Below are 26,998 nucleotides of genomic sequence, written 5' to 3'. Positions count from 1 at the left end.
GTGGATAAGTGGGAAATGTATATGGAAATTCAACAGCTAATCAAACAGGGATTTAGTAAGTCTAAAGTGGCAAACAAGCTAGGAGTATCAAGATCGACTGTCTATCGACACCTTAAGAAATCTCCTTCGGACATGACCGTATGGGTAGAATCCTTACAAACAAGAAAGAAGATTCTAGACCCTTATAAGGTGTTAATCTTATCTTGGTTGAATGAGCATCCTGATCTTACAGCTGCCCAGGTACAAGATTGGTTAATTGAGAGGCACAAAGATCTTAAAGTTGGTGAGAGCACGGTTCGTGCTTTCGTAAGAGAGTTACGGAAAGACTATCAAATAACGAAAGAAAGGTCACCAAGAGAATACGAAGCGATACCTGATTTACCCATGGGGCAGCAGATTCAAGTTGATTTTGGTCATACAAAACAAAAAACATCTGATAATAAAGAAATGAAGCTAAACTTTATTGCCTTTGTTTTGTCTAACTCAAGATATAAATATCAGGAATGGTTAGATCGACCATTTACCACTCAAGATGTCATTCAGGCACATGAAAATGCGTTTCAATGGTTCAGTGGAATTCCAAAAGAATTAGTTTATGACCAGGATAGCCTTATAGTGGTGAGCGAAAATGGTGGCGATCTTATTTTGACGAAAGAGTTTCAGCAATATAGAGAAACAAGGAAATTAAACCTACGGGTTTGTCGTAAAGCTGATCCAGAAAGCAAAGGAAAGATCGAAAATGTGGTCGGGTTTATCAAGTACAATTTCGCCAAACATAGAGTGTTCCAGAATATTGATGCGTGGAATGAGCAAGGGTGGGAATGGTTACATCGAACAGGTAACTATAAAATCCACAATACAACAAAAAAAAGACCGGTCGAAGTGTTCTCCTTGGAAAAGCAACACTTAAGACCAGTCAAAGGAAATGTCCATTTCCTAAACAATTATGAAACCAGTATAACAAGAAGCGTGCGTAAGGACAATACCATACGGTATTTGTCTAACAGGTACTCTCTTCCATTGGGAACGTTTCATAAATATGAAACTGTCTCAATCAAGGAAACAGATGATCGACATCTTTTAATCTATCACCGTGAGACAGGAGAACTTCTAGCCAAACATCAGATCCCGGATGGCAAAGGTCAGCTGATGAAAGATCGACAGCATACGAGAGATCGTACAAAAGGGATCGATGCCTTTATAGATAACGTAGCTAATCGGTTTGAAGAAACAACAATGGCGTTTGATTACCTGGATAAACTTCGTGAGAAGTATCCACGATATATTCGCGATCAGTTACACATGATCCTAAGAGAAACAAAACAACAAAACGCACAGATTCTAACGGCAGCTCTACAAGAATGTATAAAAAGAAACTTATACAGTGCAACAGATTTCAGCGATATCATTTTATATCTTCAGCGACAACGACAGGATCACGAGACAACGAATGATAACGCTGAGATTGTTTCGCCATTAAACAGCGTATCTGGTTGGATGATGGAAACAGAAGCACAAAAAAGAAACGTAGATACCTATACGGTTTTATTGGAAGAAGGTGAGGCAAATTGAGTCAGTTCCAGCAAGTACAAGATTTACTAAGGTCTCTACGACTAGCTGAGACGGCAAATCAGTTGTCCGAATTGATCAGAGAAGCTGAGAAAAAGGACTTATCCTTTACTCAGTTTCTCCTGGATCTAGCCACCTATGAACAAAATCGCAGAGATGAGAAACAGCTGGAGAAACGTTTTAATTGGGCTACCTTCCCTTTCCATAATACGATCGATGATTATGACGTAAAAGAGCAAAAATCCTTAAGTAGTAAGAAGTTAAATCAATTAAAAGATTTAACATGGATTGAGCAACTCTATAACATTATTTTTCTTGGACCGCCAGGTGTCGGAAAGACCCACCTTTCGATAGGTCTGGGTATTGAAGCATTAAATCAAGGTTATAAGGTGATTTTCACGACCATGGGAGATCTTATTCAAGCATTAAAGACAGAAGAAATCACGAGGAAATCGAAAACAAGGATGAAGCGAATTAGAGAAGCAGATTTAGTTATCATAGATGACTTGATGTTTATGGCGATGAATAAGCAGGAAGCGAATATGTTTTTCCATCTGATTAACAACCTATACAATCAAACTTCGATCATATTAACGTCAAATAAGGGGCCAAAAGAGTGGGGAGAACTATTGGGCGACCAAGCGATTACGACAGCTATCTTGGACCGAATCTTACATCGAGTAGAGATTATTCATTTAAATGAAGACAGTTGGAGAATGAAGCATAGAAAAACGATTTTTGGTGAACAAAGTGTTTCAAATTGATCAGCAGAACTTGTGTCATTCTACTTGACGGTCACAACTAGATATATTTGATGGAGTTGCTTTGATTTACCGCATAATAAATTTAAGCTTTTTACTGCTTATTGCTGTTGGAGTCCATATGTTATCAACAGAGAGAAAGAATAGATCAACAACTCAGCATTGAAAAATGCATATCCTTAAAATTGCTATATCTTGTCGGATAATAAACATGAAGTGAATAGTGTAATTATCCTAAAGAACTGAAAGTATTCTTTTGGGAATATCACTAATTAAAATTTTGAAGATTATGGAAAAATAAAGAGCTGATTAAATTGTTATATTGAAGTAAAGGGGGGAGATTGTTCAATAGAGCATTAGCCCTTTATAACATAAGCGGAAGGAAACTGACGGAGCAGTAGAGTTGAAAAAGAGCTTTCTTTTAGGAAAGGGAAACTTAATATTGATAGATGCAACAAGAAATTATGTTTACTACAAAGGTTTAACATATTGAAGAAGGACATGGGTTAGACCCACCTCTGCCATCTTTTTGATCCACTCGTGCCATAAGTGAGCCACTATCATAAATGATAGTGGCTATAATACTATTTTTGTAGACCGTAACGTTCTCTCATAGATTTTTCACCGTCAATGACAATACTATATGAATCGTGAACAATTCGATCTAGGATGGCATCAGCTAGTGTACTTTCACCTATCTTTTCATGCCAGCCTCGCGGATCAAATTGAGAACAGAAAATAGTAGACCCTTGTTGGTGACGTGCTTCCACAATTTCCAAAAGATCTCTCGCTTCTGTTTCGTTTAACGGAGTTAGAAGCCATTCGTCTAATATAAGTAGATTTACTTTTTTATATTTTGCCATGACCTTTCTATAAACTCCTTCGCCTCTGGCGATGGCTAATTCGTCTAGTAAGTCTGGCAGTCGAATGTATTTCACCTTATAAAACTGACGACATGCTGCGTTTCCAAATGCGCATCCTAAGTAAGTTTTTCCGTTCCCAGAAGCCCCCATTAATATGATATTATGATGTTCTTCAATATAGTTTCCGGTCGCCAAGCGCAAGATTTGTGCCTTATCTAACCTTCGGTCAGAAAAATACGTAATATCTTCAATACATGCTTGAGTATCCCGTAGTTCAGCTGCTTTTATCAAACGCTCGAGTTTACTATTTTGTCTGCGTGACCATTCAATATCTACTAATAAACCGAAGCGATCCTCGAATGATAACTCTTGGTATTCAGGGTTCCTTAATTGATCTCTAAAAGTATCTGCCATCGCAGACATTCGCATTTCATTCAACTTCGTTAAAGTATTATCGGTTGTCATAATCCTTGCCTCCATAATAGTTCGCACCACGTGTGAAACCGTAAGCGTTCTCATTTTCTTGTTTAATAGATTTCCTCAACGTTTTCTCGCTAGGTAATTTATCTTGTCCGGTTTTTAATATCGTCTGTATGCTCTTCAGTTTAGGTCGCGGTGTGTAAGAAAGGATTCTTTCACAAGCCAGTTCAACACGTTCAATTGAATATTTATCGGCCAACTTGATTAAACCGAAGGTTGCCTTTAAACCTTGCTTTTCGGAGGGATAAGATTCGAAAATTTTCTCAATTGTTAATGATGTGAAAGGTCCTACGGACTCGCCCCATTTACAGACATACTCTCTATCAAACTCTAAATATTGCTGATGCTTTCTAGGCATATGATCTGGTATCGTTTGATAGGCATCACCTTTACCAATCACTCTTTTGTGAGAAGCAATGCGGGCATTTTTATAGAACACTTCAATAATCGTTCTTGTTATACGAACGTCCACCGTACATTTGATATAATCATAAGGAACAGAATAAAACTTGGCATCAGCTTTTATGTGATAGTCGGGTTGGACAACCGTCTTTGCCCAGCTCGCCATCTCATACGGTGAAGTAGGCAGGGGCATGAGAGCGAAGTTCTCTTCTTCTAAAAATGCTTGCTGCCTATTTCCACTTTTTTTCTGAAAAGGCTTCGTATTTATCTCTTCTAATTTACCTTTAATCGCCTTGTTTATTTCTGCGAGAGTAAAAAACTTCTCATGGCGGAGAGAAGCAATAATCCAGGTTGATATATGACCCACAATACCTTCTACACTAGGCTTGTCTTTCGGATGACGAACTCGAGCTGGGATAATGGTGGTCTGATAATGCTCGGCCATTTCTTGATAACTGGGATTAATGATGGGCTCAGTACGAGACGCTTTCACAATACCTGTTTTTAGATTATCTGGAACGACAATTCTTGTTACTCCTCCAAAGAATTGAAATGAATGAATATGGGCTGTAATCCAGCTTTCACTGTTCATGGATAAAAAAGCTTCGACATAAGCATATTGACTACACGGAAGTGCGGAAACAAAGAGATAGACAGGGATTTCTTCTCCTGTTAAATGATCTGTAAGACACATCGTTTGGCCAGCCCAGTCGACTTCCATCTGTTCTCCAGGTTTCCTTTTAATACGCATAGTGGCTTTCGTTTTCCTAGCGTAATCGTTGTAGAACCGGCAGAACTGGCGGTAACTGTATGGAATTTCGTTATTAGCCCTGCACTGGAGAGAGTATTCATCCCATAATAGTGATAGGGTAACACCTGATTTCGCTAGTTCCTTATGGATGTATTCTCCATCTGGCTTGCGGCGATGATCAGAAGGAAGTTGTTTTTCCGGAAAGAGAATGGATAGTAAATCTAAATCTGTCACATCCTTCTCCAGTGGCCACACCACACCTATTTCCTCAGCCTTTTTAATAACATCTCTCACTGTATTCCTTGAATGACCACAACTAGAAGCGATCCCCCTTTGTGTGACTCCCTGCGCATGAAGCCTTAGAATTTCTCGATATTTAACCATGAAAAACCTCCTACATAATAAAAATAGCACCGTTAAGGTGCTTCTTTATTATATAGGAGGCTGGATCAGCTTTGTCTCAAGTGGATCAATATGATGGCAGAGGTGGATCAAAAAGATGGCTGACCTGGTTCAATTCAATGGCTGTAATCATGCTAGAAACTAAATGGAATACTAATCATAAAATACATTAAAAAGTGGGGAAATCAATGGTTGCAAAAACTAAAAAGGATTTTGATGGATTGAAAATAATTGGTGAAATTTGTGGAGCGATTCGTGATGAATTGGTCCATAGTACGAAACCCGGAATTACCACAAAAGAACTCGATGAAATTGCAAGAGAGATGTTTGAAAAGGCAGAAGCTCAATCTGCGCCAAAAAGAGAATACGATTTTCCTGGGTATACGTGTATTAGTATAAATAATGAAGTGGCGCATGGGATTCCGAAGCGAAAACGGGTCATCCATGAAGGAGATTTAGTGAATATAGACGTTTCAGGTTCAAAAAACGGATATTACGCAGATACTGGAATTTCATTTGTAGTAGGGAAAGGAGACGCGGCATTACAAAAAATATGTGACGTTTCTAAAGAGGCATTCCATGCTGGACTTAAGCAGGCAAAGCCAGGTTCAAAAAAAAGTGCTCTCGGAAAGGCTGCCCACAATGTAGCGAAACGCCATGGCTTAACAGTAATAAAAAATCTTACTGGGCACGGTATTGGACGTTCGCTTCATGAAGAACCTAAACATATTTTTAATTATTTCGCTAGTTGGGATGATGAAATCTTGAAAGATGGTGCGGTAATTGCCTTTGAGCCTATGATCTCTACATTTGAAGAGGAAGTTTTCGAATCTGAAGATGGATGGACTTTCTTAACCAATGAAAGCTTTGTGGCTCAATACGAACATACGGTTATTCTTACAAATGAAGGACCCCTTATTACGACATTATAAAAAGCACAACACGGCAATCGAGCGCAACTCAAGAATATTGAATTTAGTCCATTGTTCTATTAAATCGGAGCGATTCTTTAACAAAGAATTGGCTCTCTTTTTTTGTTTAGAGTATTTATATAGAAGGATCAGTTATCAAATAATAGACAGGTTGAAACAAAGTAGGACCTTCTTTCGTAAATGTATTGGAAACGAAATGAAAATATTGAAGTCTGTGTATCAAATCTTAGTGTGAAAAATAGAGGTGGTGAAAGTGTTAAGTTATTTTAAGTTCTTCTTATTCATGATTGTTGGCCTATCAATATGGAATGTGTTGTTCTTATCACATAAGCAGACAGTTGTAAGTATAATTGGCATCTCTTTTTTTGCAACATTTTTTAAATGGTTATATGAGTGGGCTTTTGAAAAATCTTAAAATCAAGATCTTTCTAATCATCATATAGTGGAGCTTATGAAAATGGTTCGAGGTTTCAAAGAAGACTTATTTTAAGTATCGAAGATATCTTGAAGTCTAGTCTTCCATTTAATCGGAGCTTTAATTGGATATAAAAAAAGCAATTTTCATTATGGAGATTGCCTTTTTTAATGTTAATTTAACTCACGAATAGATTTTTTAGTAAATAACTATTTTTCAAAAACTTTCAAGTCGGTACATCGTCTAATGTAAGGGAGGGTGAAAAGTGGAAGAGTACATTGAAAATATAGTTGATACGGCTGATAAAAATAATTTAATAGACGAGATGATGAGAAACTTTGGAGAAGAAATTCTCTATCTGATGTATTCCTATGTAAAAGACAAGGCAATAGCCGAAGATTTGACTCAAGAGGTCTTTGTGAAATGCTATAAGAATTTACATACCTACAAACAACATTCGAAAATGAAGACCTGGGTTTGGAGAATTGCCATTAATCATTGCAAAGACTATCTTAAGAGCTGGTACAAAAGAAAAGTGATTCCTTCTGAAGTTGAAGTTGCTCTTACTCCAGCACGAGAATCTGGTGTGGAAGATTCAGTTATTCGACAGGAAGAAGACGAAGAGCTGGTCATAGCTGTCATGGATCTCCCAATTCATTATAGAGAGGTCATTTATCTCTTTTATTTTGAAGAGATGTCGATTAAAGAAATAAGTAGCGTGACAGATCAAAATAGTAACACGGTTAAAACGAGATTGAAACGAGCTAAGCAATTGCTTAAGGAACAATTAGGAGGAATGATCTGATGGAGGAAAGGCTAAAGAACTTGAAGAAATCGATGAAAACAACATGCTTTAGTCAATTGGAATTCACAGAGGATGATAGGAATCAAATACACAAAAAGATAGAGAAAGAAGTGGAAGATGATGAAATGATCCTTCTCGCAGTATTACAGCTGCTTCTGGAAGAGAAAACGGGTCATGACGTGGCGAAACAATTGCGTAGCAGAGGAATTTTGAAGTTTGAAGATGAGGAAGGACTATTATATACAGTTCTACATGCTCTTGAACAAAAAAACTACTTAATCGTAAGGTGGCGTAGCGATTACTCAAAAATGTATAAACTAACGAGTAAGGGTAGAAAAGTATTGAAGAAAATTGAAAACAAAAGAGTTAGAGGCGTTCTTAAACTTAGTAATTTGACTGGAAACTATGAAGTATGAGTGACAAAAAGTATGATTTCTTAGGCAAGGTACAGGAACAAATAAAAGCCATAGAAGCGAAAGAAATGATTTCCCATGAGCTAAATCATCATATAAATACTGAGAAAAAAAGACTGGTTCAAACAGGGATAGAGGAAGAAGAAGCTGAAAGAGTAGCTATTAAGCAAATGGGGAGCCCCGTTCAGCTTGGCCAACGTTTAAATAAACTTCATCGTCCAAAAACAGACTGGTGGCTTATTAGTTTACTAGTCGTTACGATTGGATTGAGTTTTTTGCCTTTGATGTTTTGGAATTTAGACCTAAGTTACTATTTTGAAAGGAAAATCATTTTTTCTGTTATTAGTGTAACGATAATAACTGGGCTTATGTTTTTTGATTATCGAAAATTATATAAGTGGAGATGGTTTTTTTATCTCATGGGTCTATTTGTTTTAACTCTTTTAGTCCTGTTTCCAACAACATATACGAATGGCACTCCAGTATTACGAATAGGTCCATTCGGGATTGACAGTACACAAACGCTTTTACTTTTTTATGTAGGATGTTCAGCTTTAATCATAAGTAGCAAGGTATCTTATTGGAAGTTTATTCTTTTATGTTCTGTGCCAATCTTCTTTTTTTTAGTTGTCCTCGATCCTAATTCAATCTTCGTCTTTAGCGCAATGACAGTTGTTCTGCTTTGGTTTAGTGACATAAGCAAAAAAAGAATATTGCTGTTAGCGGTAAGTAGTCTAGCTGTCATATTCTCAGCAGGATATTTATTGTGGGGAAATCTAGATGATTATCAGCAAGATAGAATCTTGGGTTATTTAAATCCAACCGAATATGCAAATTCTAGTGGTTATATGTACTTGCAGGCGAAGGAATTATTAAAGGCTGCAGGTTGGTTCGGCCAACGAGGGGAACAAGTTTTTATACCAACAGGCCATACTGATTTTGTTTTTCTAAGCCTTACCTATCATTTCGGTTGGATGGTAGGAATTATTCTATTTATAGTTCTAGCTATGTTGATGACTCGAATGATCTACGTCACCTTTAGAATAAATGATTCATTCGGAAAGATGCTTGTTGTAGGAGGTCTAAGCTTATTCTCGGTTCAATTTCTCTACTCGATTGCAATGACCCTTGGTCTCCTTCCGATAATAGGGGTTTCGTTGCCTTTTATCAGTTATGGATTAACGCCAACAATAATGCACTCCATAGTCTTTGGCATCGTGCTCAGTGTGTACAGGAGAAAAAACTTAGTGTTTAAACAAAGTATTACAAGTTAGCTTAGACTAATATGGATCTTTTTTAAACAGTAATCAAATTAATAGGATGAAGCAGCTTGTTCCATTATCTCGGAGCTTTTTGTGTAATAAGGTAAGCTTAATTATTAATGAAGAAATGGGATGGAGGCAACTAGATTGATTGATGAATTTAAAAAAATCGTAGAAAGTTCTACTGAACAAGAAGTGAAATCATTGTTATTTCAAATTTTATTACGGATTAATATGGTTGAAGAAGTAGAGCAAGATTCTGATACACAATTGGAGAAGGATTTGAAAAAGGCTTGTAACTCGTTTCTGGAGTATAAAACAAGTCAAATCAACAGGGAAGATGTAACCCGGCATCAAGCAGTTCATATTGTTTTTGGTGCTTCTCTTTCAGGAAGTTTAAACATAGTTTTTAAAAAAATGAAGTTAAAAGATACCGAAAAAATCATTTCCTTTTCGGATTTGTTATCTATTGGTCCAGTGTGGCGTTTACATGAAAAGAATGGTCTTAGAAAAAGGTATGAATGGTTAAAGAACCATATAAATTTTGATGATGAAGATATAGATAATTATCAAGAGAATTTCAACGATACGACTTTAAAAATTAGCGCTATCCCTGAAAATACGCCCATTATTATCTGGATGGGTCATAACGCACATGAACAAACAGCTCTAAGGTACGTTCTCTATCTTTTAAAAGAAAAAACTAATGATGTATCTTTAATAAATGCAACTACAAAATTCAAAGATTTATTCGATACAACAGATACGAAATATACTTTGTTACATACAGGAGAAATTTCACCTGAGAAATTAAAGTTGATTTATAAAAACAATAGGAAGATTTCGCCGTTGTCTCAAGAGGAAAGGAAACAATTTGAGGAGGAATGGGAAGCGTTATCTACTAAACAAGAAGTTCTTAGGATTTGGAAAAATAGTGAGATATGCAGTGTTGATGAAGCCTATTACGATGACTATATAATTAATGTAGCCAAAAGGTTACATAACGAGCAAGAGCATGATGAATTTATGAAATCAGCCCGAGTTATTGGAGAGGTCATCGGACATCTAGATCAATATATCGGTGATCAGTATATTGAGTACAGGTTAAGAAATTTAATATTAGATGAAGCCTTTGAAATCAAGGGTATACCAAAAGCTATGAGGTATTATAGTGTGAAACTCAGATAAAATCTTATTTAACTTTAGTAGATTATTTTGATAACGAGTCTTCAAGAAACTCGGAGCTTATCTGCAATAAGGATAGGCTTCTTTTTGTTGAAGAAAAGGTTGAGTTCTCTTAAACCCTCTGGCAAATTGGTATAGATTGATTATACATGCAGAAAAATTAAGGCGATGGTATTGAAGAGTTATATGACTTTTGAGACCAGGCATTTTTCTTAGGTAAACCCGATATTTTCTACCATTTGAATGAGATACTTTGATTGAATAAGGTAAAAGAGTCAATTTTATGAGTAATGCGGAACGAAAAAGCCACTTGTGCGAAGTTTTGAGCCATCAATTGCGGAGAATGGAGCCAGTGAATGCATAGAAGAGAGCCACCGGGTAAATTTCACTAGTGACTCTCTTCTTTAATATGGTCAACGAGGAGCGACTAAACTATGCCTTTCACGCATTGATATGTGGCCATCGATTATTATTTTATAAGAGTCATGGACAATCCGGTCAAGAATCGCATCAGCTACCTGGGCTTGTCCGAGTTTGGAATGCCACCCTTCGGGTGAGAACTGGGAACAAAAGATGGTAGAAGTCCGCTTGAGCCTCGGGTCGATAATTTCTAAAACGTGGAGTACTTGATCTTGAGACAGCTCACTCAGGAGCCATTCATCCAATATCAATAAATCAATCGATCTGTACTTTTTAATCAGTTTGCGAAAACTTCCATCTGCCTCATGTTTGGCAACTGCGAGTTCATCCAATAATTCGGGCAATCGGATATATTTCACCTTGTAGAACTGCCGGCAGGCCTGAATGCCGAAAGCATTTGATATCCATGTCTTTCCATTGCCTGAAGCGCCCATAAGGATAATATTATGATGCTTCTGAAGATAGGTGCCGGACGCCAGCTCTAAAATTAACTGCTTATCCAACTTACGGTCAGCGTGATATTCGATCAGTTCAACGGTTGCGCTCGAGTCATCAAATGTGGCTTGTTTAATCAATCGGTCCAGCTTATTCGATCTTCTGCGATCATATTCTGTATCCACCAATAAGTTAAAACGATCATCAAAATCCATGCCTTGGAAGTCTTTATTTTCATTCTGTAGTTGATATAACTCCGCCATTCCACTCATCTTCATGTCCATTAACTTTCGTAAGGTTTCTTGGTTAATCATTTTTTATCCCTCCCAAAATAGTTAGCGCCTCTGGTAAAACCATAGTCCTCTGTTTGCGGTTCTCCAACTAGCTGTTTGTTCACTTGCTTTTTCTTCTGCCTCTCCAAGATACTTTTAAGAACGGCAACAGTGGGATGGGAGGATATCTCCAGTAAGGTCTTGGTCGCTTCCTCAAGCTCAGATTCCGTTCTTTTAGAGGCTGTACTTCTCAACCCGTTCAATATATTCAAAGCTTTCTTTTCGATATTTGTTTTCAAGATATGTTCAACTAGTCGTTCCGTATTCGGTCCGACAGTCCTTGCCCATTTCCGGTTGTTTTCTGGATTGTGATCGAGATAAAGCCGATGGTGGTCTGGCATGTGATCCGGATTTGTGGCATATGAATCTTCTGTTTTTTGTTTACGTGGATGGGATGCAATCCGCACATCTTTAAAGTACAATTCAATTACATCCGCAGTGATTCGGACATCGACATCCTCGCGGACGTATTCATAGGGGACGGAATAGAACTTATAGTCCACTTGAACGTGGTAGTTCGGTTGAACTTTGGCAGTCGCCCATTCCGTCATCTTGAACCGTGTTGGAGGTAGAGGATGAAGGTGGCTCTTCTCCTCTTCTTCAAACACTTTGGACCTAGAACCCTCGCGCTTTTGGAAATTCATCGTATTGATTTCTTCCAGCTTTTCAAAGATTCGTGCATTTAAATCCTCTAGATGAAAACACTGATAGTTTCGTAGTGATGCAATGATCTGCCTTGATATGTATCCGACAGTTCCTTCTACACTCGCTTTGTCTTTCGGCTTTCTGACGCGACTGGGCACCACAACCGCCCGGTAGTAATCGGCTAATTCCCGGTAAGCTTCATTGATCATTGGATCGCCCCGATGGGGCTTAGTCACGCCCGTCTTCAAATTATCAGGTACCAAAGCCTCGGTAACGCCTCCAAAATATTCGAATGCATGAATATGTGCACGCAGCCAGGAAGTTGATTTCATATCAAGAAATGCCTCTACATAACTCAACTGACTATAGGGAAGGGTTGCAATGAATACATACGCTGGTATAACCTCGCCGGTCGAATTATCTATGATCTTAAGCGTCGTTCCTGCCCAGTCCACCTCTAAGATCTCGCCTGGCTTTCTTCTGATTGGCATGGTTAGCTTATGCTTCTTTGCGAAGTTCCCATATTTTTCAGCAAATGTTCGATAGGCATAAGGGACTTTTCCATCTTCTCTAGCTGCACTGGCATATTCGTTATGCAGAAGCGTCAGGGTGACATTTTTCTTTTGAAGTTCTTTGTGAACCCACTCAAAATCAACGGGGCAGTATCCCTTTTCAATCGCTTGTTTCTCAGGGAACAAGTAAGTCCCAAGCCACTGATTATTCATGGAATCCTCTAACTCCCTTAACCCTCTTTCTTTAGCCCGCTGGATAACTTCAGCAATAGTATTTCGCGAGTGGCCGGTGCTGGAACTGATGGTCCTCTGGCTTATACCATCGAACTCCATCCCCAGAATCTTCCGATAATTAACCATAAAAAAATCCTCCTTCTACACAAGTGTCATGCTTTTTAAGCATGTTACTTAAGTATACCGGAGGTATTTATCGTGAAAATATGTTTTTGGCTCTATATTACGCATACGGTGGCTCAATCTTCCGCAATTGGTGGTTTAATTTTGCGCATAAGTGGCTCATTTATTATGCAATATTCATTTTACACTAATTGTAAAAATACACTCTTACCTAACAATTCTTTTTACTTGAAATCATTGTATATATTGTATATATTGTATATAATGACTTGTATACAATTTAAGGAAGGTTCTGGAATGAAAATTATACTTTCAAATCGAGAGAAACAATCCATGTATGTACAAATCTACAACCAAATCAAAAATCAGATTCTCTCTAATGAAGTTAAGGTGGGATATTTGCTACCATCAATGCGACAGTTGGCAAAAGAGTTGAACGTTAGTCTAATTACGACTAAACGGGCCTATGAAGAGCTTGAGAAGGAAGGTTTTATTTTTTCTGTAGTAGGAAGAGGTTCATTTGTGTCGGATCAAAATGACGAGATGATTAAGGAAGGTAAGATGAGAGGGATTGAAGAGCAGCTATCAGCAGCGGTACAAAACAGCAAAGATATTGGTCTTCCACTTACTGAGTTACAGGAATTGCTTACTATTTTGTACAGGGAGGAAGAATAATGGAACCTGTGGTAGAACTGAACAATGTGACAAAATCATTTGATGGATTTACACTGAAGGATTTTTCGCTGACCGTTAAAAAAGGGTTTGTGCATGGATTTATCGGTGGAAACGGGGTTGGGAAGTCCACTACGATTAAGATGATGATGAACTTACTCGAGCCAGATAGTGGGAATGTATCTGTGTTTGGTTCATCTTATAAGGAACGAGAGAAAGAAATTAAACAGCGAATCGGTTTTGTTTACGATGAAAACGTCTTCTATGAACAACTTACTTTAGCTCAAATGAAGGGTATAGTTAAAAGGGCGTACAATATGTGGGATGATGATCTGTTTTATAAGTATGTAAAAACCTTTCAACTTCCACTTAAAAAACCGATCAAGACTTTTTCTAAAGGCATGATGATGAAAACTTCTTTAGCCATTGCTTTATCCCATCATGCAGAGCTCATAATAATGGATGAGCCTACATCAGGACTCGACCCGATTTTCAGAAGAGAGCTGCTTGAGATTCTGCAACAACTGATGTTGGATGGAGAAAAGACGATTTTCTTCTCCACTCATATCACAACAGATTTAGATACGATTGCGGATTATATTACCTTTATTCACAACGGTGAGCATATCTTTACGAAGGATCTTAATGAAATCAGCGAAGAATATGCCATTGTCAAAGGCGGGATTGAGCTACTTGATCAGGAAACTGAACGAGAATTTGTAGCCATTCAGAAATCTTCATTTGGGTTTGTGGCTTTAACCGATCATAAATGCGAGGTGGAAGAGATGTTCGGGGAAACGGTCCTTATTGAAAAACCGACGCTTGAAGATATTATGTTTTTTACGAAGAAGGGGGAACCATCACATGGTCAACTTAGTTCGTAAAGATATTGTGATGCAAAAGAACGTGTTGGCGCTTCTTATGCTAATGTTATGTGGATATTCAGCTCTTGGGGTTTCTTCAATTATCTATCCAGGACTTATATTCTGCCTCTCGATCTTTATGAGTGCTATCTCTTTGGATGAGAAATCGAACATACATATGTTTCTAAACTCTTTACCGTACACTAGGAAACAAATCGTTGGTTCGAAATATGTGGTCTTCGTATTGTTTACATGTATGGTGGCGCTGGCGTTATTAGTTGGAAAACTTGTTTTTCACGGTGAGTTCACCTTATGGAAGGACTATCTGCTCATGTTCACTATTGTTCTCACAACAGCCTCTTTTCTATTACCGTTTAGTTATCAATTTAAAACCCAATATCTTTACGTGGGCTTTATTGGATTATTTGGTCTGTATTTACTTACAATTAATTTCGTAATTCCGAATTTACATGATCGGATTAGGCAGGTCGTTCACCTTATCCTAACAACATCAAGCCCGTCCTTATTTATAGGGATAGGAATCTATGTTGTAGTTTTATATGGCTTCTCCTGTCTTCTCTCTATTCGCATCTATCAGCGTAAAGTGTTTTAGTGGTTTAATCACTAGGAGGAGAAGGGGAGGCGTTGAATGTTGGCATCACCAGGAAGTCAACTAAACCACTAGCATCAGTGAATCCTAAAGAATTTACTTCTCACCATCATCGGACTTGTTTTTTGATATAAACTCACTTTAAATCTATGTTGTTCGATTAAATCGGAGCTTATCTGTAATAAGATAGGCTCTTTTTATTTATAATTAAAGATTGAGTTATGAATAATAATTTGAAATAATTGGTATTAGAGATTTGAGTAGTTATCTGGGAGACTAGGATACTAGATGTTTTAGTAAATGAGATACGTTTGCAGTGAAGTTTACCGAATAAAATGGGGTGAGTATTAATGGTGAGGCAAGGACTAGGAATATCTATGGTTATATTAGGGGCGATTGTAATGATTATAAACATTTCTTTTCTTAGAACAAATGACTATTATGATGTTATACGTGGACTTTCCTTTGTAATGTTTATGGTAGGAATATTTCTGGTTCCTAGATACTCAAATTCAAAAAAACATATGATTTAAATCGAATTCAGTTATAGATTTATAAGTCTAAATTTACGAAATTACCTACATAAGTAATAGAGTAAAATTTGGGTTCGTTAATTATGCGGATATTGATTTAATTTCTATTAAACTTTATATTTAGAGGCTAGGAATATGAATAACGGTTGAGTATGTTGTTCTGTAATCTCGGAGCATTTGTCTAATAGAGTGGATTGTTTTTTACTAACTGGCAGGTAAATGCAAGATTCAGTTTAGATATAAAGATAGGTGGGGTTTTATGGACAAAGAAAATTTTTTTAAGGTATTGGCTATATCTAGTCTGATTTTAAGTGTGAGTGTTTGGATTCCAAATATATTATTTCAAGTTGCTAGCCCTTTTTGGCTAATAACATTTATTATAGCTCCAGTTGGTATCGTAGCTGCGGCGCTGATTAAAAACTATTGGTTAGTTGTATCTAACACTCTTATGCTGTTTAGTTTTTTTATTCTGATGTTTACTAGTAATATTGTGAATAACATAACTGAGGGGAAACACTAATAAAAAAGCTTTTGAGCCTAATTCTTCCACAATCTCGGAGCAAGAGCTGAAGATCGATACATAGATTCGTATCCTCTTTATATCTGTAAGCTAAACATGAAAATAGAAAAACAATGTTAAGGGAAGGAACATGAATGGAAAAACACAATCCAATAATTGAAACAGATAGATTAGTACTAAGAGAGGTAGTCGCAGAGGATGCTTTGGATATGTATCACTATTTGTCCGATGAAGAAGTCGTAAAACATATGGGGTTACCGCCTGCCCAAAGTGTTGAATAAGTAATGGATGAAATCGACTGGTATCATTCAATAATAAAAGAAGGAACAGGCATTAGGTGGGGCGTTACTTTAAAAGACTCAGGTAAGGTTATAGGTAGTTGCGGGTATTTAAATATGCAGCCCAAACATTATAAAGCTGAAGTTGGATTTGAATTAAATAAAAATTATTGGGGAAAGGCATTGCCTCAGAAGCGCTAGAAACTATTATTAAGTATGGATTTAATCACTACCATTTAGAACGGATAGAGGCTTTAATAGAGCCTACTAATATTCAATCCCATAGATTGGTTAGCAAACTAGGTTTTACAAAAGAAGGTTTACTCAGGAGCTATGAATATACTCTTGGTAAGTTTGATGATTTATATATGTATTCAATTATTAAAAGAGATCTTATCAAGTAATAGAACCGTAATGGTTTTAAGGAAGGTATCTTGATACTGCGCCTTAATTAATCTCGGAGCGATAGCTGTAAAGCGGCTATCACTTAATTTTTATGACGGAACAAATTTTTGAAACGTTTCCAGCATGAAATCGTATCTAATGTAATGTAGCTTTTAGTTCAATGAATAAAGCTGTAGGGAGAATAATGTGAAAACGAAATCAAAGTACCGTGGGTTAGGAATTGCTCTTGGTTTATCATGGGCACCAGCATAGGGATAGCTGTGAATCAACTAGCGATTAGTCTTATGTTGGGTATCCTATTAGGTTTGGTCCTTGGTTCCATGATTGATAATAGGAGTAATCGATAGAACTAGTAGGAATGATTAACTTTTTGGAGGAATGAAAATGAACTCTATTCATGAATTGACATCTCTTGAAGATTGGTGGGATCTGTGGAGACAATCGATGCATTCGCCGGTATTAGTCTTTAAACATAGCACATCTTGTATGATTAGTTCTAGAGCCTTCAAACACTTGAGGAACTTCCAAAAGGTAGGGGGAGGAATAGTGGACTGTTATATGGTAAAGGTTGTTGAAAGCAGAAGAATTTCTAATGAGATTGCAAAGGTTACAAACATACCTCACAAATCACCACAACTACTACTCATAGATAAACAACAAATTATTTGGCATACATCTCATTGGAAGATTACAAAAAAACGTATACAGAAAGCAATTTGTTAATACTCGGGTGCAAGGAGTTTTTTAAAAGTTAAAGCAGATTAGAGGTGCACGTTAACTCTAAGACAATGATTTTAACAAAAGGCCTTAAAATCAAGCCTTCCATTGTATCGTAGCGATTGATCAATAGAGTCCTAGCTCTTTTTTATTAAGCATAAGGAATATCAGGGCTATTGGCAAAGCAGAATAGTTTAAGATAGTCCGGTATATTTAAACTCCTGCTACTAAACTCCAAATTGTTTTAAATGGTGGTCAAGATGCTTGTAGATACCTTTTCCCCATTGGTGGGAAGAAAGTTTTCCGAAAAAAGGATGTGGATGATCTGTACAGGACTCTGGTCCATTCTTTTGAAATGTTATTATTTTTTGTTTTAGTTTTTCTCTTTCAACTTCAAAATCTCTTTTAGATGTAATTAAAATGGTTGGAATAGTCGGCATATTGTGCTCCAAAGGTTTGTCATTATAAAAGATGGGTTTTGCAAATCTACCTACTAATATTCCTAACAAACCTCTTTTAGGGAAAGAATCTCCCAATGCGATATCTTGGAAAGATGAGCAATGAGCTAACATTTGAGAAACATCCATTTGACCCCATATTGGTTGTGAATTTACATTTAAGTTATCGATACGAATTAATATTTCATCTGTATGCTTGATCTCGAAAATATTTTTCATTAGAATCCTCCTTTAGTTTTTAAAACTAAAAAATCCCATTAATTATTATAGAGTTCACCGTCACCGTTGTTAATCCTTTAAACTAACGGGTGCTTTAATTTAAAATCTGCTTCAAGATATACCTTGGAATCAAGTCTTCAGATTAGCGGGAAACTCAAGAATATGGAAATTAATCTATTGTTCCGTTAAATCGAAGCGATAGCTAAAATTTTGGTATCACTTATTGTGCTCACGGAGCCGTTTGAATTAATTTTATCTACAATGCAGTAAGGGTGATTTTATGATTGGTTTATTTTTTATGTATTTTCTCATTTTGTTTTTGATTGCAAGATTGATTAGCCTGTCTGGAAATATAAGATGGGTACCCACAATAAGAACCACAGTCAGGAAGGACGCAAAGATAGCAGCAATTATATCTTTATGTTTTGTGATTTTTCTTTAGCTAACGGATAGGCTAGTGCTTGTTACATTTAATTTAGTAAATTCTCAATCATTTAAATGGTAATGAAATAGGGGATTATATGGATATGGGTGCTGCTTCTATAATGTTGATTTTTGTTACGGTAATACCTATCATAGCTGTTATTTATATTATTAGAGCGTTCTTGAAGAAATAAATACATAAACACTCTTCTATTATATAGGAGCGTTAATCTAAAAGGATTACGCTCTATTTTGTTTTAGCTAGTAAAAGGTCAGTTAATGGGAGGTGTATATGGATTCTGAAGTTCTCAAACAAATTGGACAGTAGAGTTCAGTAAAGTCAAAATGATATGTTGGTGTGTAGAAGATGAGAGGATGGGTAGTTATTATAAAATCAAAAAAATTACTTTTAACTATTTTAACATTGATGTTATTTCTTTTGAGTGCTTGTCAAACGAATAATGTAAAAGAAGAGCCATATGATGGCGTGCTGTTAAAGATTGCAGTTGTTGGTGAACAACCTAATGTTAGAGAGGAACAGATAAATTTTAATGAATTATCTCTAAGTGAGTTACATCATTCAAACTTAAGAAAGTATGATGCAGTATTCATTATGGAAGACCATTTATCTGATGCTTCAAAATCAAAATATGTAGAAATGTATAAGAGTAAAAACATTCCATTCTTCTTTGTAGGCTCGCGAGCAAATACTATACCTTTTCAAGATTTAGAAAATCCCGTGTCTTATGAAGAAGAAGCGGAAAGGATTAATGGTACGCAAAATTTTATATCAGGAATTTTGTATGAGGGAGAAGAAAAAGGCTATCGTGGTTGGAAACTTGCATACCCAATTAAAAACAGTGAAGTTCAACGAGATAATGTAAAAGGAATATACTCTAAGGTATTCAAGGTCGTTGAGAATGAAGTAAAAAAAATTCTTAAACTACAGGTGGCTTAGCTCAAAATCTGAGGATATCTTGAATTCAAATTTTCCAGTAAAATCGGAGCTTATCTATAAATAGATTTGTAGTACACAAATAATACAATCTTCAACGAATATACAGGTAGTCAATTTGTTATTGGAGATAAGGTTAAGACTTGGGATACTAGCCTACCAATTGATAGTAATTCATCGGAATTTCTTTCATTCATTTATGACATGGGAGATTTGAGGCGTTTGTTTAGAGAAGGATGGCAAGTGAGATGTACTTCCTTTATAATGAGGGATAATTCAACAGGGAATGGAGAGCTTCTATGACGTACAACGATGAATATTACATGAAAATAGCTATCCAACAAGCTTCAAAATCAAGAGCAGAAGGAAACGAACCTTTTGGTGCAATCCTGGTTAAAGGCAATGAAATTGTAAAAGCTGCTGAGAATAAAGTACATACCCACTCAGATCCTACCTACCATGCAGAAATAGGTCTAATCAGAGATTTTTGTTCAGAGAATCAGCTATTTGATTTGGAGGAATACACCCTGTACACTAGCTGCGAGCCTTGTGTAATGTGTTCAGGTGCAATGGTTTGGTCAAATCTAGGTAAATTAGTATATAGCGTTACACACGATCAATTAGCACAAATAGCAGGTGACAACATAATGATTTCCTGTAAAGATGTATTTACTAAAAGCCCACTTAAACCTTCAGTGGTAGAACAAGTATTGAATGACGAAGGTTTGAAGGTATTTGATGGATACACGTTTGGATAAAACAGTATGATAGTAAGTAACCCCAGGCAAAAAATCTTTTGTCTGGTTTTTTTAGCAGCAAGAGAGCGAATTAGAAGAGAGGATTGTAAAGTAGTATCATAGTTTCCAATAAACTCGGAGCTTACTTGTATTAAGATAAGCTCCATTTATCTGAAATAAAGATTGAGTTATGCTTCCTGATTTGAAATAATTGGAATTAATACCCAGGAAAGTTTACTTAAGAAAAATTATGGAGGTCTCAAATATGTCTAAAGAAGTTATTTTTATCTTAGTTATAGTATCTATGGCTATATGGGTTACGGTGTCTAAAGAGGCTGTAAAACCTTCAAAGGAAATAAACTGGTGGAAAATGATAACATTACTGTCTGCTGGTTCTTTATCTACATTAGTTATAACCCTTACTCTTTTTCAAAGTCTGTCGTTTTAGTTCCGTTAATTCGGAAAAATGCTGTCATAAAGGAGCACAGTAGAGGTTGAAGACCGATCTTCATTAATCGTATGCTCAACATTTTTTTTCATATCAGATCAACTTAAAGAAAACATTAACCTCTCTTTCTGGTGATAAGGATACTTTCTACTATATATGTGATCATGTAAAAGTTGTTTTAAAACCTGATGATTTTATGAGAAGGAACAAGGAATATTTATGATAAATAAAATGGATGATGTTGGTATCCGCATACTCATACTTGTATCGCTCGATGAGCAATCATGAAAAACAGCGTTAATTCATTCACATAATGATCAAGCAATGGTAACTGGAGAGGAAGTATCTGCACCATCCCTAAAAAAATTTTAAACGAGTCAAATGTTAACGTGACAAACCTAGATCAAGAGATTGAAATGTTATCATGTGTTTTTAAACATAATAAAGTAATGAAAATGAGAATAAGTCTGCCGTTCAAATTGGATGGCGGGCTTATTTTTATATTTATTACAGTACCTTAATAAATTTTTAATTATCTTAAAATAACTTAATATTTGAAAAACAAAAAATGTTTTTGTTTATATTAAAGGGTTTCAAACTATTTTTGACTTTATTAAAATATTAAAATATTATAGTAAAGGAATAAGGGAGGTAGTAACATGTCATCATTGAATAAACAGAAAATTGTGGATAGCGTCCCTCAAAAAGGTTTCTTTGGACATCCGAAGGGATTATTCACTTTATTCTTCACAGAATTTTGGGAGCGCTTTTCCTATTACGGAATGCGTGCCATCCTTGTATTCTACATGTACTATGAGGTTTCAAAAGGCGGTCTGGGTCTAGAGCAAAACACAGCTTTAGCAATCATGTCGATTTATGGTTCACTTGTATATATGTCCGGAGTAATCGGAGGGTGGTTGGCAGATAGGATATTCGGAACTTCGAAAGCCGTCTTCTACGGTGGGATATTCATCATGTTTGGTCATATTGCATTATCATTTCCAGGAAGTTTAGCCATGTTCTTTGTTTCCATGGTATTGATCGTAGTGGGAACAGGACTATTAAAACCGAATGTTTCAACTGTCGTTGGAGAAATGTACAGCGAAAATGACACGCGCCGCGATGCAGCTTTCAGTATTTTCTATATGGGTATCAACCTTGGTGCATTCATTGCCCCGCTAATCGTTGGTAAGCTTATGGAAACAAAAGGATTCCATTGGGGATTTGCGGTTGCAGCTGTCGGTATGTTCGTAGGTCTTGTTGTATTCATGTTAACTAAGAAAAAGAATCTTGGTCTAGCTGGTACTTATGTTCCAAACCCGCTTGCGCCATCTGAGAAGAAGAAATATGGATTAATCGCAGGGTTAGTTGTGGTTGGTCTTACTATTATTTTAGGTATTACGATTCCTGCTGGCTTATTTACATTAAACGTATTTATTAATTTAGTAGGTATCTTCGGTATCGTCGTTCCAACCATTTACTTTATCGTGATGTACTATAGTCCGAAAACAACGCAAACTGAACGTTCCAGAGTCATCGCTTACATTCCATTATTTATTGCAGCTGTTATGTTCTGGGCAATTCAAGAACAGGGTTCAACCATCCTTGCAGTTTACGCAGATAAACGAACTGAACTGGAATTCATGGGAATCAGTATATCCCCAGCTTGGTTCCAATCGTTAAACCCGTTATTTATCATTCTATTAGCTCCAGTATTTGCTTGGATGTGGGTGAAACTTGGCAATCGTCAACCATCGATTCCGAAGAAGTTTTCATTTGGTCTATTGTTTGCTGGTTTATCATTCTTAGTGATACTACTGCCTGTATATTTGGGAGGAGAGGATTCACTAGTAAGTCCATTATGGCTTGTGCTTAGCTATTTTATCGTTGTGCTTGGTGAGCTATGCTTATCACCAGTAGGTCTTTCTGCCACAACTAAATTAGCTCCAGAAGCTTTCTCTGCTCAAACTATGAGTCTATGGTTCTTAGCTTCAGCTGCCGCACAAGCATTGAATGCACAACTTGTTCGTTTCTATAAACCAGAAACAGAAACGCTGTACTTCGGGGCAATCGGAGGTATGGCAATCATATTGAGTATTGCACTATTCCTACTTTCACCTAAGATCCAGAAATTGATGAAAGGTGTAAAATAATTGATTTAACCCTCTGAATGTTTTCAGAGGGTTTTTATATACTTGAAGGGGGAATGGAGTGGCTTCTTCAATGCCAGTAAAGTAGAAAAGAATTCCGCTATATAACGGAGTTCTAATCTAACAATTAGAAAAAATCCCATTCACATGTTCTTTTACGACTTCTTCTACGATTATCTTTAAAAAGATAGGCTCCTTTTAACTGGAATTAAAGATTGAGTTATGCGGATTCTTTTGAAATAATTGGTATTAATCCAACGTTCAGTAAGATTGAAATAGCGTTAAATAATAAGACGCTAATAAAAGTATTGATTTGCTTTAAGAGGATTATATTTGAATACCGTAAGACTAGATAAGGTTACCTTATTAACCATGATCGCTGTAGCTCCGGAATGTACAATTCTACCGTATCTTGGAATAATTCCGGATCTTTCACTGTTTTTCATCTTGCCTCATAGGAGTAATGTCTTCTGTCCTACGGATACAAACCAATAGTTGAAAACACCGTTAACACATAACGATGTTCCGTAAACTCGGAGTTATCTGGAATAAAGTTCATAGACAAGTCCGTGTTAAGTGGCAATTAGTTTGTGGTTGAGAAGAGAAAACTAAGGCAATGGGAGGGGAGTTATGGGAGAATACCACAATGAAAAATCTATATTAAAATCCAAGTTGCAAAAGTTGATTTACATCATACTCTGCCCTGTTGTAGTAGGAATTGTTATTTATATTATTACACTGATTGAAGGCGAGCCGTTTCGGTTAAAAGCTGAGTTGCCATTAATGCTTGGAGTATCGATACCACAATGGATTATTATTCTGTTTTTTCCTCATTTTTACGGTTCACCAGTAAAGGAAGAAAGGCAAAAAAAGAATCAAATTCTGAGGAATACCATCTTTTGTTTGTTAATTTTAACTATCATTCTACTTATCATTTTGTTATTTAATTAACTTTAGGAGTGTAATAATTATTCTACAGTCAGCGGTTTTTTAACATCACCGATTTAAAAGGATTGTAAAAGAAACGTCAGCAAGGGGGATGAACGGTGAGAAGATTGCAAGCTGTCGATGTAGTCGAATGATCAGATTCTTTTTGATGAAAGAATAATTGAAATGTATGGGGAAGAATCACTTGCATTTGTAAGAATGGGGAAGGGTGATGTAAATACTGTTTACTCAAGAGAGGAAAGTTCATATAACGTTTACATTAGGCGATTAAAGGTGAGTTTTATTGAGCGGGAGATCAAATGACAATAGAAGAGCTAAAATGTTTGAATATTTGTTATGATAATAGCACTCACATGCATGTATTTATCGAATTGATTATCCGTTAAAAATCGGAAAAAAGAACAACTATTGACTGTTTCTCTTTTCCGATAAGTAACATACTAGGTAGCAAGTAAAGCGGTGCTCTCTTTTAATTAACTAAATCGATCTGAAGAAAGTTTTCAACTGTAAAGGCTACTACGCCTAGGGCAGAAGAATGAGTTGAATGCTCAGAAAAATCAATCCTAAGTCCTTTTTGTTGAAATCTTTGTGTATGATCCTTGATATGTTTGTTTATTGGTTTTTTTAGCCATTTTTTGGCTGAAGCGAGACGATTTCCTATGATAACTTGTTCCGGATTGAATATATTTATGATATTGTTAATGCCGATTCCAAGGTAAGTTCCTATTTCTTCAAACAAATCAGCAGAACGCTGATCCGTATTAGCCAGTTTAATTAATGCATCTAAACAAAGTTCTTTTCCTTTGTGTGGGTTTAACTTTAATTCTTTAGCTTTTTTAAGCAAAGTATTCTCGGAAGCATATAATTCCCAGCACCCCTTATTCCCGCAGCGACATTCGAGGCCATTCACATCAATTGTCATGTGGCCCATCTCTCCTGAAAAACCCTCATGACCCTGATAAAGTTTACCGTTCAATAGTAAACCAACGCCAATTCCAATTCCAGCACTAACATATACAATATTATCAAATGCCTGACCAACTCCGAATTTCTTTTCGCCATATGCTCCAGCATTTGCTTCATTTTCGATGATAACAGGAATGGCAAACTCATCTTCAATAATGGTTTTTAACCTAATGTTCTTCCACCCCAGGTTTGGAGCTAATAAAATTTCGCCGTCTTTATTCACAATTCCTGGTACGCCAATTCCAATTCCTATTACACCATATTTGCATGAAGGAGTGTTCATTGAAAGACTCTTGACCATGGCAATGAGTTGAGACTCAATTTTTTTATATGTTAAATCATAGAAATTCAACTTTTCCTCTTTGACAATGTTGCCATTTAAATCTGTTAAGATGCCTAACATGTAGTTTACACCTAGATCAATTCCAATTGAAAAACCGGCAAGCTCGTTGAACAGAAGCATAACGGGTCTTCTGCCACCACTCGACTCTCCAGGGCCAGATTCATATATCAATTCTTCGAGAAGGAGCTCGCTGACAAGAGAGGAAACAGTACTTTTATTAAGCCCGGTCATTTTCGCTATATCCGCTCGTGAAATCGGAGTATTGTCTTTTATTACTTGTAGTACGATCGATTTATTCCCTCTTTTTACAACGTGTTGATTCCAAGTGTGGTTTAGTGTCATTTTCATTTTGTTCCCCTTTTCGATTAACTTCTTACCAGTATTCTAACATAAACTTAGTTTATCCAGTAGACAAACATAAATACATTTGCTATTCTGAATTTACGGAAAGCGGTTTATTAATTATGAGGGGGATTTTAGATGGGTTATAAGAAAGCGGTTACATTTTTTGTGATGGTTATATTCACGGTCTTACTAGCTACAGGTTGTGCTTCTTCAAGTAGTAATGAAGAATCGAGTGGTGATACGAAAACGATTGATTTCATGCACCTTTGGCCTGAAGGGAGTTCTAAAGATCACAATAGAATTGTAAGCGAAATCATTTCGGATTTTGAAAAAGAAAACCCGGATGTGAACGTTAACCTTGAGGTGCTTAGTAATGAACAATATAAAGATAAGTTAAAAGTATTATCTACGTCAGAACAGCTACCCGATGTAGGAATGACTTGGGCGGCAGGATTTTTGGAACCTTATGTGGATGGTGAGATGTTTACACCGCTAGATGATGTTCTGGATGATGGATTAAAAGATCAATTTGTCTCAGGTACAACTGAGGCATATGGGATTGATGGAAAGACGTACGGACTTCCACTTGAATTAAATATTGCAACTGTCTTCTATAACAAAGCGATTTTTGAGAAGTATGGTCTTAAGGCGCCTAAAACGTATGAAGAATTAAAAAACGTAGTAAAAACATTGAATGAAAATAATGTGGAACCAATCGCACTAGGAAATAAAGATAGATGGACTGGTTCATTGTGGTACATGTATCTTGCAGATCGAATTGGTGGATCAGACATGTTAATTAAAGCTATTGATCGTTCTGGCACTTTTGAAGACCCGGCCTTAGTGTCAGCAGCAGAAAAGGTTCAAAACCTTGTAGACATGGGAGCGTTTGAGAAGGGGTTTAATGGCCTGTCAGATGAAGAAGCCAAAAGTATGTTTATGAACGGACAAGCTGCTATGTATTTAATTGCAACTTGGGATCTACCAAACTACACGACGAATGAAGATGTTCCTCAGAAGTTTAGAGATTCAGTTGATTTCTTTAAATTTCCAACAGTTGAAGGTAGTGGTGATGAGAATAGTTTCGTTGGTGGTCCAGGTGTTGGGCTTTTTGTAGCGGAAAATTCAGATGTTAAAGAGGAATCGAAGGAATTTGTTAAATTCTTCGTAGAGAAGTGGGGAGAGAAGTCTGTAGAAGAAGCGGGCGTAATCCCTGCAACAAAAGTGAATAGTGAAAATCTAGAGCTTCCAGATATGTACAACGATGTACTGAATGAATTAAATGAATCTAGTAATATCACTTTGTTCGCGGATGTGCAAATGAAGCCAGAGGTGGCCCAGATTCACCTTGATGCCATTCAGGCGCTTTTCGGCGGAGAAATTACACCGAAAGAGTTTGCGAAGTTGCACGAGAAAGCACTCTCAGATTCTGAGTAATGGGAAATAAAAGTATAGCTGGCCTCTATT

At 36.6% G+C, this 26,998-nt stretch carries 25 protein-coding genes and 1 pseudogene; 20 read left to right on the top strand and 6 right to left on the bottom strand.

Features of this window, described 5'->3' with window-relative positions:
• Together istA (AC0VYV_RS12500) and istB (AC0VYV_RS12495) are read left to right on the top strand one after the other, a co-directional pair.
• Entirely contained in the window at positions 1 to 1,572 is a 1,572-nt protein-coding gene (gene istA, locus AC0VYV_RS12500; protein ID WP_475373890.1) for an IS21 family transposase, read from the top strand.
• Entirely contained in the window at positions 1,569 to 2,333 is a 765-nt protein-coding gene (gene istB / locus AC0VYV_RS12495) for an IS21-like element helper ATPase IstB (protein ID WP_475373889.1), read from the top strand. The genes istA (AC0VYV_RS12500) and istB (AC0VYV_RS12495) overlap by 4 nt, the downstream gene beginning before the upstream one ends.
• Positions 2,334 to 2,914: 581 nt before the next feature.
• On the opposite strand, the gene istB (AC0VYV_RS12490) is transcribed toward istB (AC0VYV_RS12495), so the two are convergent.
• Both istB (AC0VYV_RS12490) and istA (AC0VYV_RS12485) read right to left on the bottom strand, forming a co-directional pair.
• Entirely contained in the window at positions 2,915 to 3,658 is a 744-nt protein-coding gene (gene istB / locus AC0VYV_RS12490) for an IS21-like element helper ATPase IstB (protein ID WP_475372702.1), read from the bottom strand.
• Positions 3,645 to 5,210 carry an IS21 family transposase gene (istA, locus tag AC0VYV_RS12485; RefSeq protein ID WP_475373888.1) on the bottom strand — a complete coding sequence of 522 codons (1,566 nt, stop codon included), beginning with the start codon at positions 5,208 to 5,210 and terminating at the stop codon, positions 3,645 to 3,647. Before istA (AC0VYV_RS12485) ends, istB (AC0VYV_RS12490) begins: the two co-directional genes overlap by 14 nt.
• 206 nt (positions 5,211 to 5,416) lie before the next feature.
• Here istA (AC0VYV_RS12485) and map point away from each other — a divergent pair, with 206 nt between their 5' ends.
• The 5 genes from map to AC0VYV_RS12460 all read left to right on the top strand — a co-directional run bounded on the left by map (position 5,417) and on the right by AC0VYV_RS12460 (position 10,243).
• Positions 5,417 to 6,160, top strand: coding sequence for a type I methionyl aminopeptidase (gene map, locus AC0VYV_RS12480; RefSeq protein WP_475373887.1), 744 nt, complete (start codon positions 5,417 to 5,419; stop codon positions 6,158 to 6,160).
• 680 nt (positions 6,161 to 6,840) lie between these two features.
• A complete protein-coding gene (locus AC0VYV_RS12475; protein ID WP_404681867.1) occupies positions 6,841 to 7,380 on the top strand; it encodes a sigma-70 family RNA polymerase sigma factor in 540 nt (179 codons plus the stop codon).
• Positions 7,380 to 7,796, top strand: coding sequence for a PadR family transcriptional regulator (locus AC0VYV_RS12470; protein ID WP_475373886.1), 417 nt, complete (start codon positions 7,380 to 7,382; stop codon positions 7,794 to 7,796). Before AC0VYV_RS12475 ends, AC0VYV_RS12470 begins: the two co-directional genes overlap by 1 nt.
• Positions 7,793 to 9,067 (top strand): FtsW/RodA/SpoVE family cell cycle protein, encoded by a 1,275-nt coding sequence (locus AC0VYV_RS12465; RefSeq protein WP_475373885.1) that lies wholly within the window; start codon positions 7,793 to 7,795, stop codon positions 9,065 to 9,067. Before AC0VYV_RS12470 ends, AC0VYV_RS12465 begins: the two co-directional genes overlap by 4 nt.
• 135 nt (positions 9,068 to 9,202) lie before the next feature.
• A complete protein-coding gene (locus AC0VYV_RS12460) occupies positions 9,203 to 10,243 on the top strand; it encodes a DUF1835 domain-containing protein (RefSeq protein WP_475373884.1) in 1,041 nt (346 codons plus the stop codon).
• Between the two features lie 410 nt (positions 10,244 to 10,653).
• Here the strand turns inward: AC0VYV_RS12460 and istB (AC0VYV_RS12455) are convergent, their stop codons facing one another.
• Together istB (AC0VYV_RS12455) and istA (AC0VYV_RS12450) are read right to left on the bottom strand one after the other, a co-directional pair.
• Entirely contained in the window at positions 10,654 to 11,409 is a 756-nt protein-coding gene (gene istB, locus AC0VYV_RS12455; protein ID WP_475373883.1) for an IS21-like element helper ATPase IstB, read from the bottom strand.
• Positions 11,406 to 12,944, bottom strand: coding sequence for an IS21 family transposase (gene istA, locus AC0VYV_RS12450; protein ID WP_475373882.1), 1,539 nt, complete (start codon positions 12,942 to 12,944; stop codon positions 11,406 to 11,408). The genes istB (AC0VYV_RS12455) and istA (AC0VYV_RS12450) overlap by 4 nt, the downstream gene beginning before the upstream one ends.
• Positions 12,945 to 13,238: 294 nt before the next feature.
• On the opposite strand from istA (AC0VYV_RS12450), the gene AC0VYV_RS12445 reads away from it, so the two are divergent.
• The 7 genes and pseudogenes from AC0VYV_RS12445 to ytxJ all read left to right on the top strand — a co-directional run bounded on the left by AC0VYV_RS12445 (position 13,239) and on the right by ytxJ (position 17,545).
• Positions 13,239 to 13,616, top strand: a complete 378-nt coding sequence (locus AC0VYV_RS12445) for a GntR family transcriptional regulator (RefSeq protein ID WP_475373881.1) — start codon at positions 13,239 to 13,241, stop codon at positions 13,614 to 13,616.
• Complete coding sequence (locus AC0VYV_RS12440) at positions 13,616 to 14,497, top strand: ABC transporter ATP-binding protein (RefSeq protein ID WP_475373880.1); 882 nt, start codon at positions 13,616 to 13,618, stop codon at positions 14,495 to 14,497. The genes AC0VYV_RS12445 and AC0VYV_RS12440 overlap by 1 nt, the downstream gene beginning before the upstream one ends.
• Entirely contained in the window at positions 14,478 to 15,089 is a 612-nt protein-coding gene (locus AC0VYV_RS12435) for an ABC-2 transporter permease (protein WP_475373879.1), read from the top strand. Before AC0VYV_RS12440 ends, AC0VYV_RS12435 begins: the two co-directional genes overlap by 20 nt.
• Before the next feature lie 789 nt (positions 15,090 to 15,878).
• Complete coding sequence (locus AC0VYV_RS12430; protein WP_475373878.1) at positions 15,879 to 16,139, top strand: hypothetical protein; 261 nt, start codon at positions 15,879 to 15,881, stop codon at positions 16,137 to 16,139.
• Between the two features lie 134 nt (positions 16,140 to 16,273).
• Positions 16,274 to 16,821, top strand: a pseudogene (locus AC0VYV_RS12425) (GNAT family N-acetyltransferase).
• A 237-nt stretch (positions 16,822 to 17,058) separates the two neighbouring features.
• Entirely contained in the window at positions 17,059 to 17,169 is a 111-nt protein-coding gene (locus AC0VYV_RS12420; RefSeq protein WP_475365326.1) for a glycine zipper domain-containing protein, read from the top strand.
• Between the two features lie 31 nt (positions 17,170 to 17,200).
• Positions 17,201 to 17,545: a bacillithiol system redox-active protein YtxJ gene (ytxJ, locus tag AC0VYV_RS12415; RefSeq protein ID WP_475373877.1), complete on the top strand. Its 345-nt coding sequence runs from the start codon at positions 17,201 to 17,203 to the stop codon at positions 17,543 to 17,545.
• 221 nt (positions 17,546 to 17,766) lie between these two features.
• Here ytxJ and AC0VYV_RS12410 read toward each other — a convergent pair whose 3' ends face one another.
• Positions 17,767 to 18,216 carry a DUF1569 domain-containing protein gene (locus tag AC0VYV_RS12410; protein ID WP_475373876.1) on the bottom strand — a complete coding sequence of 150 codons (450 nt, stop codon included), beginning with the start codon at positions 18,214 to 18,216 and terminating at the stop codon, positions 17,767 to 17,769.
• Between the two features lie 790 nt (positions 18,217 to 19,006).
• On the opposite strand from AC0VYV_RS12410, the gene AC0VYV_RS12405 reads away from it, so the two are divergent.
• The 5 genes from AC0VYV_RS12405 (at position 19,007) to AC0VYV_RS12385 (ending at position 23,880) form a co-directional block, all read left to right on the top strand.
• On the top strand, positions 19,007 to 19,597 hold the full coding sequence (locus AC0VYV_RS12405) for a hypothetical protein (RefSeq protein WP_475373875.1): 591 nt from the start codon (positions 19,007 to 19,009) through the stop codon (positions 19,595 to 19,597).
• Between the two features lie 296 nt (positions 19,598 to 19,893).
• Positions 19,894 to 20,352: a nucleoside deaminase gene (locus AC0VYV_RS12400; RefSeq protein WP_475373874.1), complete on the top strand. Its 459-nt coding sequence runs from the start codon at positions 19,894 to 19,896 to the stop codon at positions 20,350 to 20,352.
• A gap of 244 nt (positions 20,353 to 20,596) precedes the next feature.
• On the top strand, positions 20,597 to 20,779 hold the full coding sequence (locus AC0VYV_RS12395) for a hypothetical protein (protein WP_430242953.1): 183 nt from the start codon (positions 20,597 to 20,599) through the stop codon (positions 20,777 to 20,779).
• Positions 20,780 to 21,438: 659 nt separating this feature from the next.
• The gene (locus tag AC0VYV_RS12390) at positions 21,439 to 22,932 is read left to right on the top strand and encodes a peptide MFS transporter (RefSeq protein WP_475373873.1); all 1,494 of its coding nucleotides are present in this window, start codon (positions 21,439 to 21,441) and stop codon (positions 22,930 to 22,932) included.
• Between the two features lie 627 nt (positions 22,933 to 23,559).
• A complete protein-coding gene (locus tag AC0VYV_RS12385) occupies positions 23,560 to 23,880 on the top strand; it encodes a hypothetical protein (protein ID WP_475373872.1) in 321 nt (106 codons plus the stop codon).
• A gap of 466 nt (positions 23,881 to 24,346) precedes the next feature.
• On the opposite strand, the gene AC0VYV_RS12380 is transcribed toward AC0VYV_RS12385, so the two are convergent.
• Positions 24,347 to 25,528 (bottom strand): ROK family protein, encoded by a 1,182-nt coding sequence (locus tag AC0VYV_RS12380; RefSeq protein WP_475374890.1) that lies wholly within the window; start codon positions 25,526 to 25,528, stop codon positions 24,347 to 24,349.
• Between the two features lie 138 nt (positions 25,529 to 25,666).
• On the opposite strand from AC0VYV_RS12380, the gene AC0VYV_RS12375 reads away from it, so the two are divergent.
• Positions 25,667 to 26,968, top strand: coding sequence for an extracellular solute-binding protein (locus tag AC0VYV_RS12375; protein WP_475373871.1), 1,302 nt, complete (start codon positions 25,667 to 25,669; stop codon positions 26,966 to 26,968).
• Positions 26,969 to 26,998 lie beyond the last annotated feature (30 nt).

The organism is Anaerobacillus sp. QJM3NY_17 (genome assembly GCF_056173665.1).
Note: the sequence above shows the minus strand (reverse complement) of the source record. Positions and strands in the feature narration are given on the sequence as shown.

Bases quoted from the DNA above. Each gene is read 5' to 3' on its own strand.
- AC0VYV_RS12470 (WP_475373886.1), top strand. From the start codon at position 7,380: ATGGAGGAAAGGCTAAAGAACTTGAAGAAATCGATGAAAACAACATGC.
- AC0VYV_RS12395 (WP_430242953.1), top strand. From the start codon at position 20,597: ATGTCTAAAGAAGTTATTTTTATCTTAGTTATAGTATCTATGGCTATA.
- AC0VYV_RS12445 (WP_475373881.1), top strand. From the start codon at position 13,239: ATGAAAATTATACTTTCAAATCGAGAGAAACAATCCATGTATGTACAA.
- istB (WP_475372702.1), bottom strand. From the start codon at position 3,658: ATGACAACCGATAATACTTTAACGAAGTTGAATGAAATGCGAATGTCT.
- istB (WP_475373883.1), bottom strand. From the start codon at position 11,409: ATGATTAACCAAGAAACCTTACGAAAGTTAATGGACATGAAGATGAGT.
- istA (WP_475373888.1), bottom strand. From the start codon at position 5,210: ATGGTTAAATATCGAGAAATTCTAAGGCTTCATGCGCAGGGAGTCACA.
- AC0VYV_RS12380 (WP_475374890.1), bottom strand. From the start codon at position 25,528: ATGACACTAAACCACACTTGGAATCAACACGTTGTAAAAAGAGGGAAT.
- AC0VYV_RS12405 (WP_475373875.1), top strand. From the start codon at position 19,007: ATGAGAGGATGGGTAGTTATTATAAAATCAAAAAAATTACTTTTAACT.
- AC0VYV_RS12410 (WP_475373876.1), bottom strand. From the start codon at position 18,216: ATGAAAAATATTTTCGAGATCAAGCATACAGATGAAATATTAATTCGT.
- AC0VYV_RS12375 (WP_475373871.1), top strand. From the start codon at position 25,667: ATGGGTTATAAGAAAGCGGTTACATTTTTTGTGATGGTTATATTCACG.
- istA (WP_475373882.1), bottom strand. From the start codon at position 12,944: ATGGTTAATTATCGGAAGATTCTGGGGATGGAGTTCGATGGTATAAGC.
- AC0VYV_RS12390 (WP_475373873.1), top strand. From the start codon at position 21,439: ATGTCATCATTGAATAAACAGAAAATTGTGGATAGCGTCCCTCAAAAA.
- AC0VYV_RS12385 (WP_475373872.1), top strand. From the start codon at position 23,560: ATGGGAGAATACCACAATGAAAAATCTATATTAAAATCCAAGTTGCAA.
- ytxJ (WP_475373877.1), top strand. From the start codon at position 17,201: ATGAAAATGAACTCTATTCATGAATTGACATCTCTTGAAGATTGGTGG.
- AC0VYV_RS12435 (WP_475373879.1), top strand. From the start codon at position 14,478: ATGGTCAACTTAGTTCGTAAAGATATTGTGATGCAAAAGAACGTGTTG.
- AC0VYV_RS12420 (WP_475365326.1), top strand. From the start codon at position 17,059: ATGGGCACCAGCATAGGGATAGCTGTGAATCAACTAGCGATTAGTCTT.
- map (WP_475373887.1), top strand. From the start codon at position 5,417: ATGGTTGCAAAAACTAAAAAGGATTTTGATGGATTGAAAATAATTGGT.
- AC0VYV_RS12430 (WP_475373878.1), top strand. From the start codon at position 15,879: ATGGACAAAGAAAATTTTTTTAAGGTATTGGCTATATCTAGTCTGATT.
- AC0VYV_RS12400 (WP_475373874.1), top strand. From the start codon at position 19,894: ATGACGTACAACGATGAATATTACATGAAAATAGCTATCCAACAAGCT.
- AC0VYV_RS12465 (WP_475373885.1), top strand. From the start codon at position 7,793: ATGAGTGACAAAAAGTATGATTTCTTAGGCAAGGTACAGGAACAAATA.
- AC0VYV_RS12440 (WP_475373880.1), top strand. From the start codon at position 13,616: ATGGAACCTGTGGTAGAACTGAACAATGTGACAAAATCATTTGATGGA.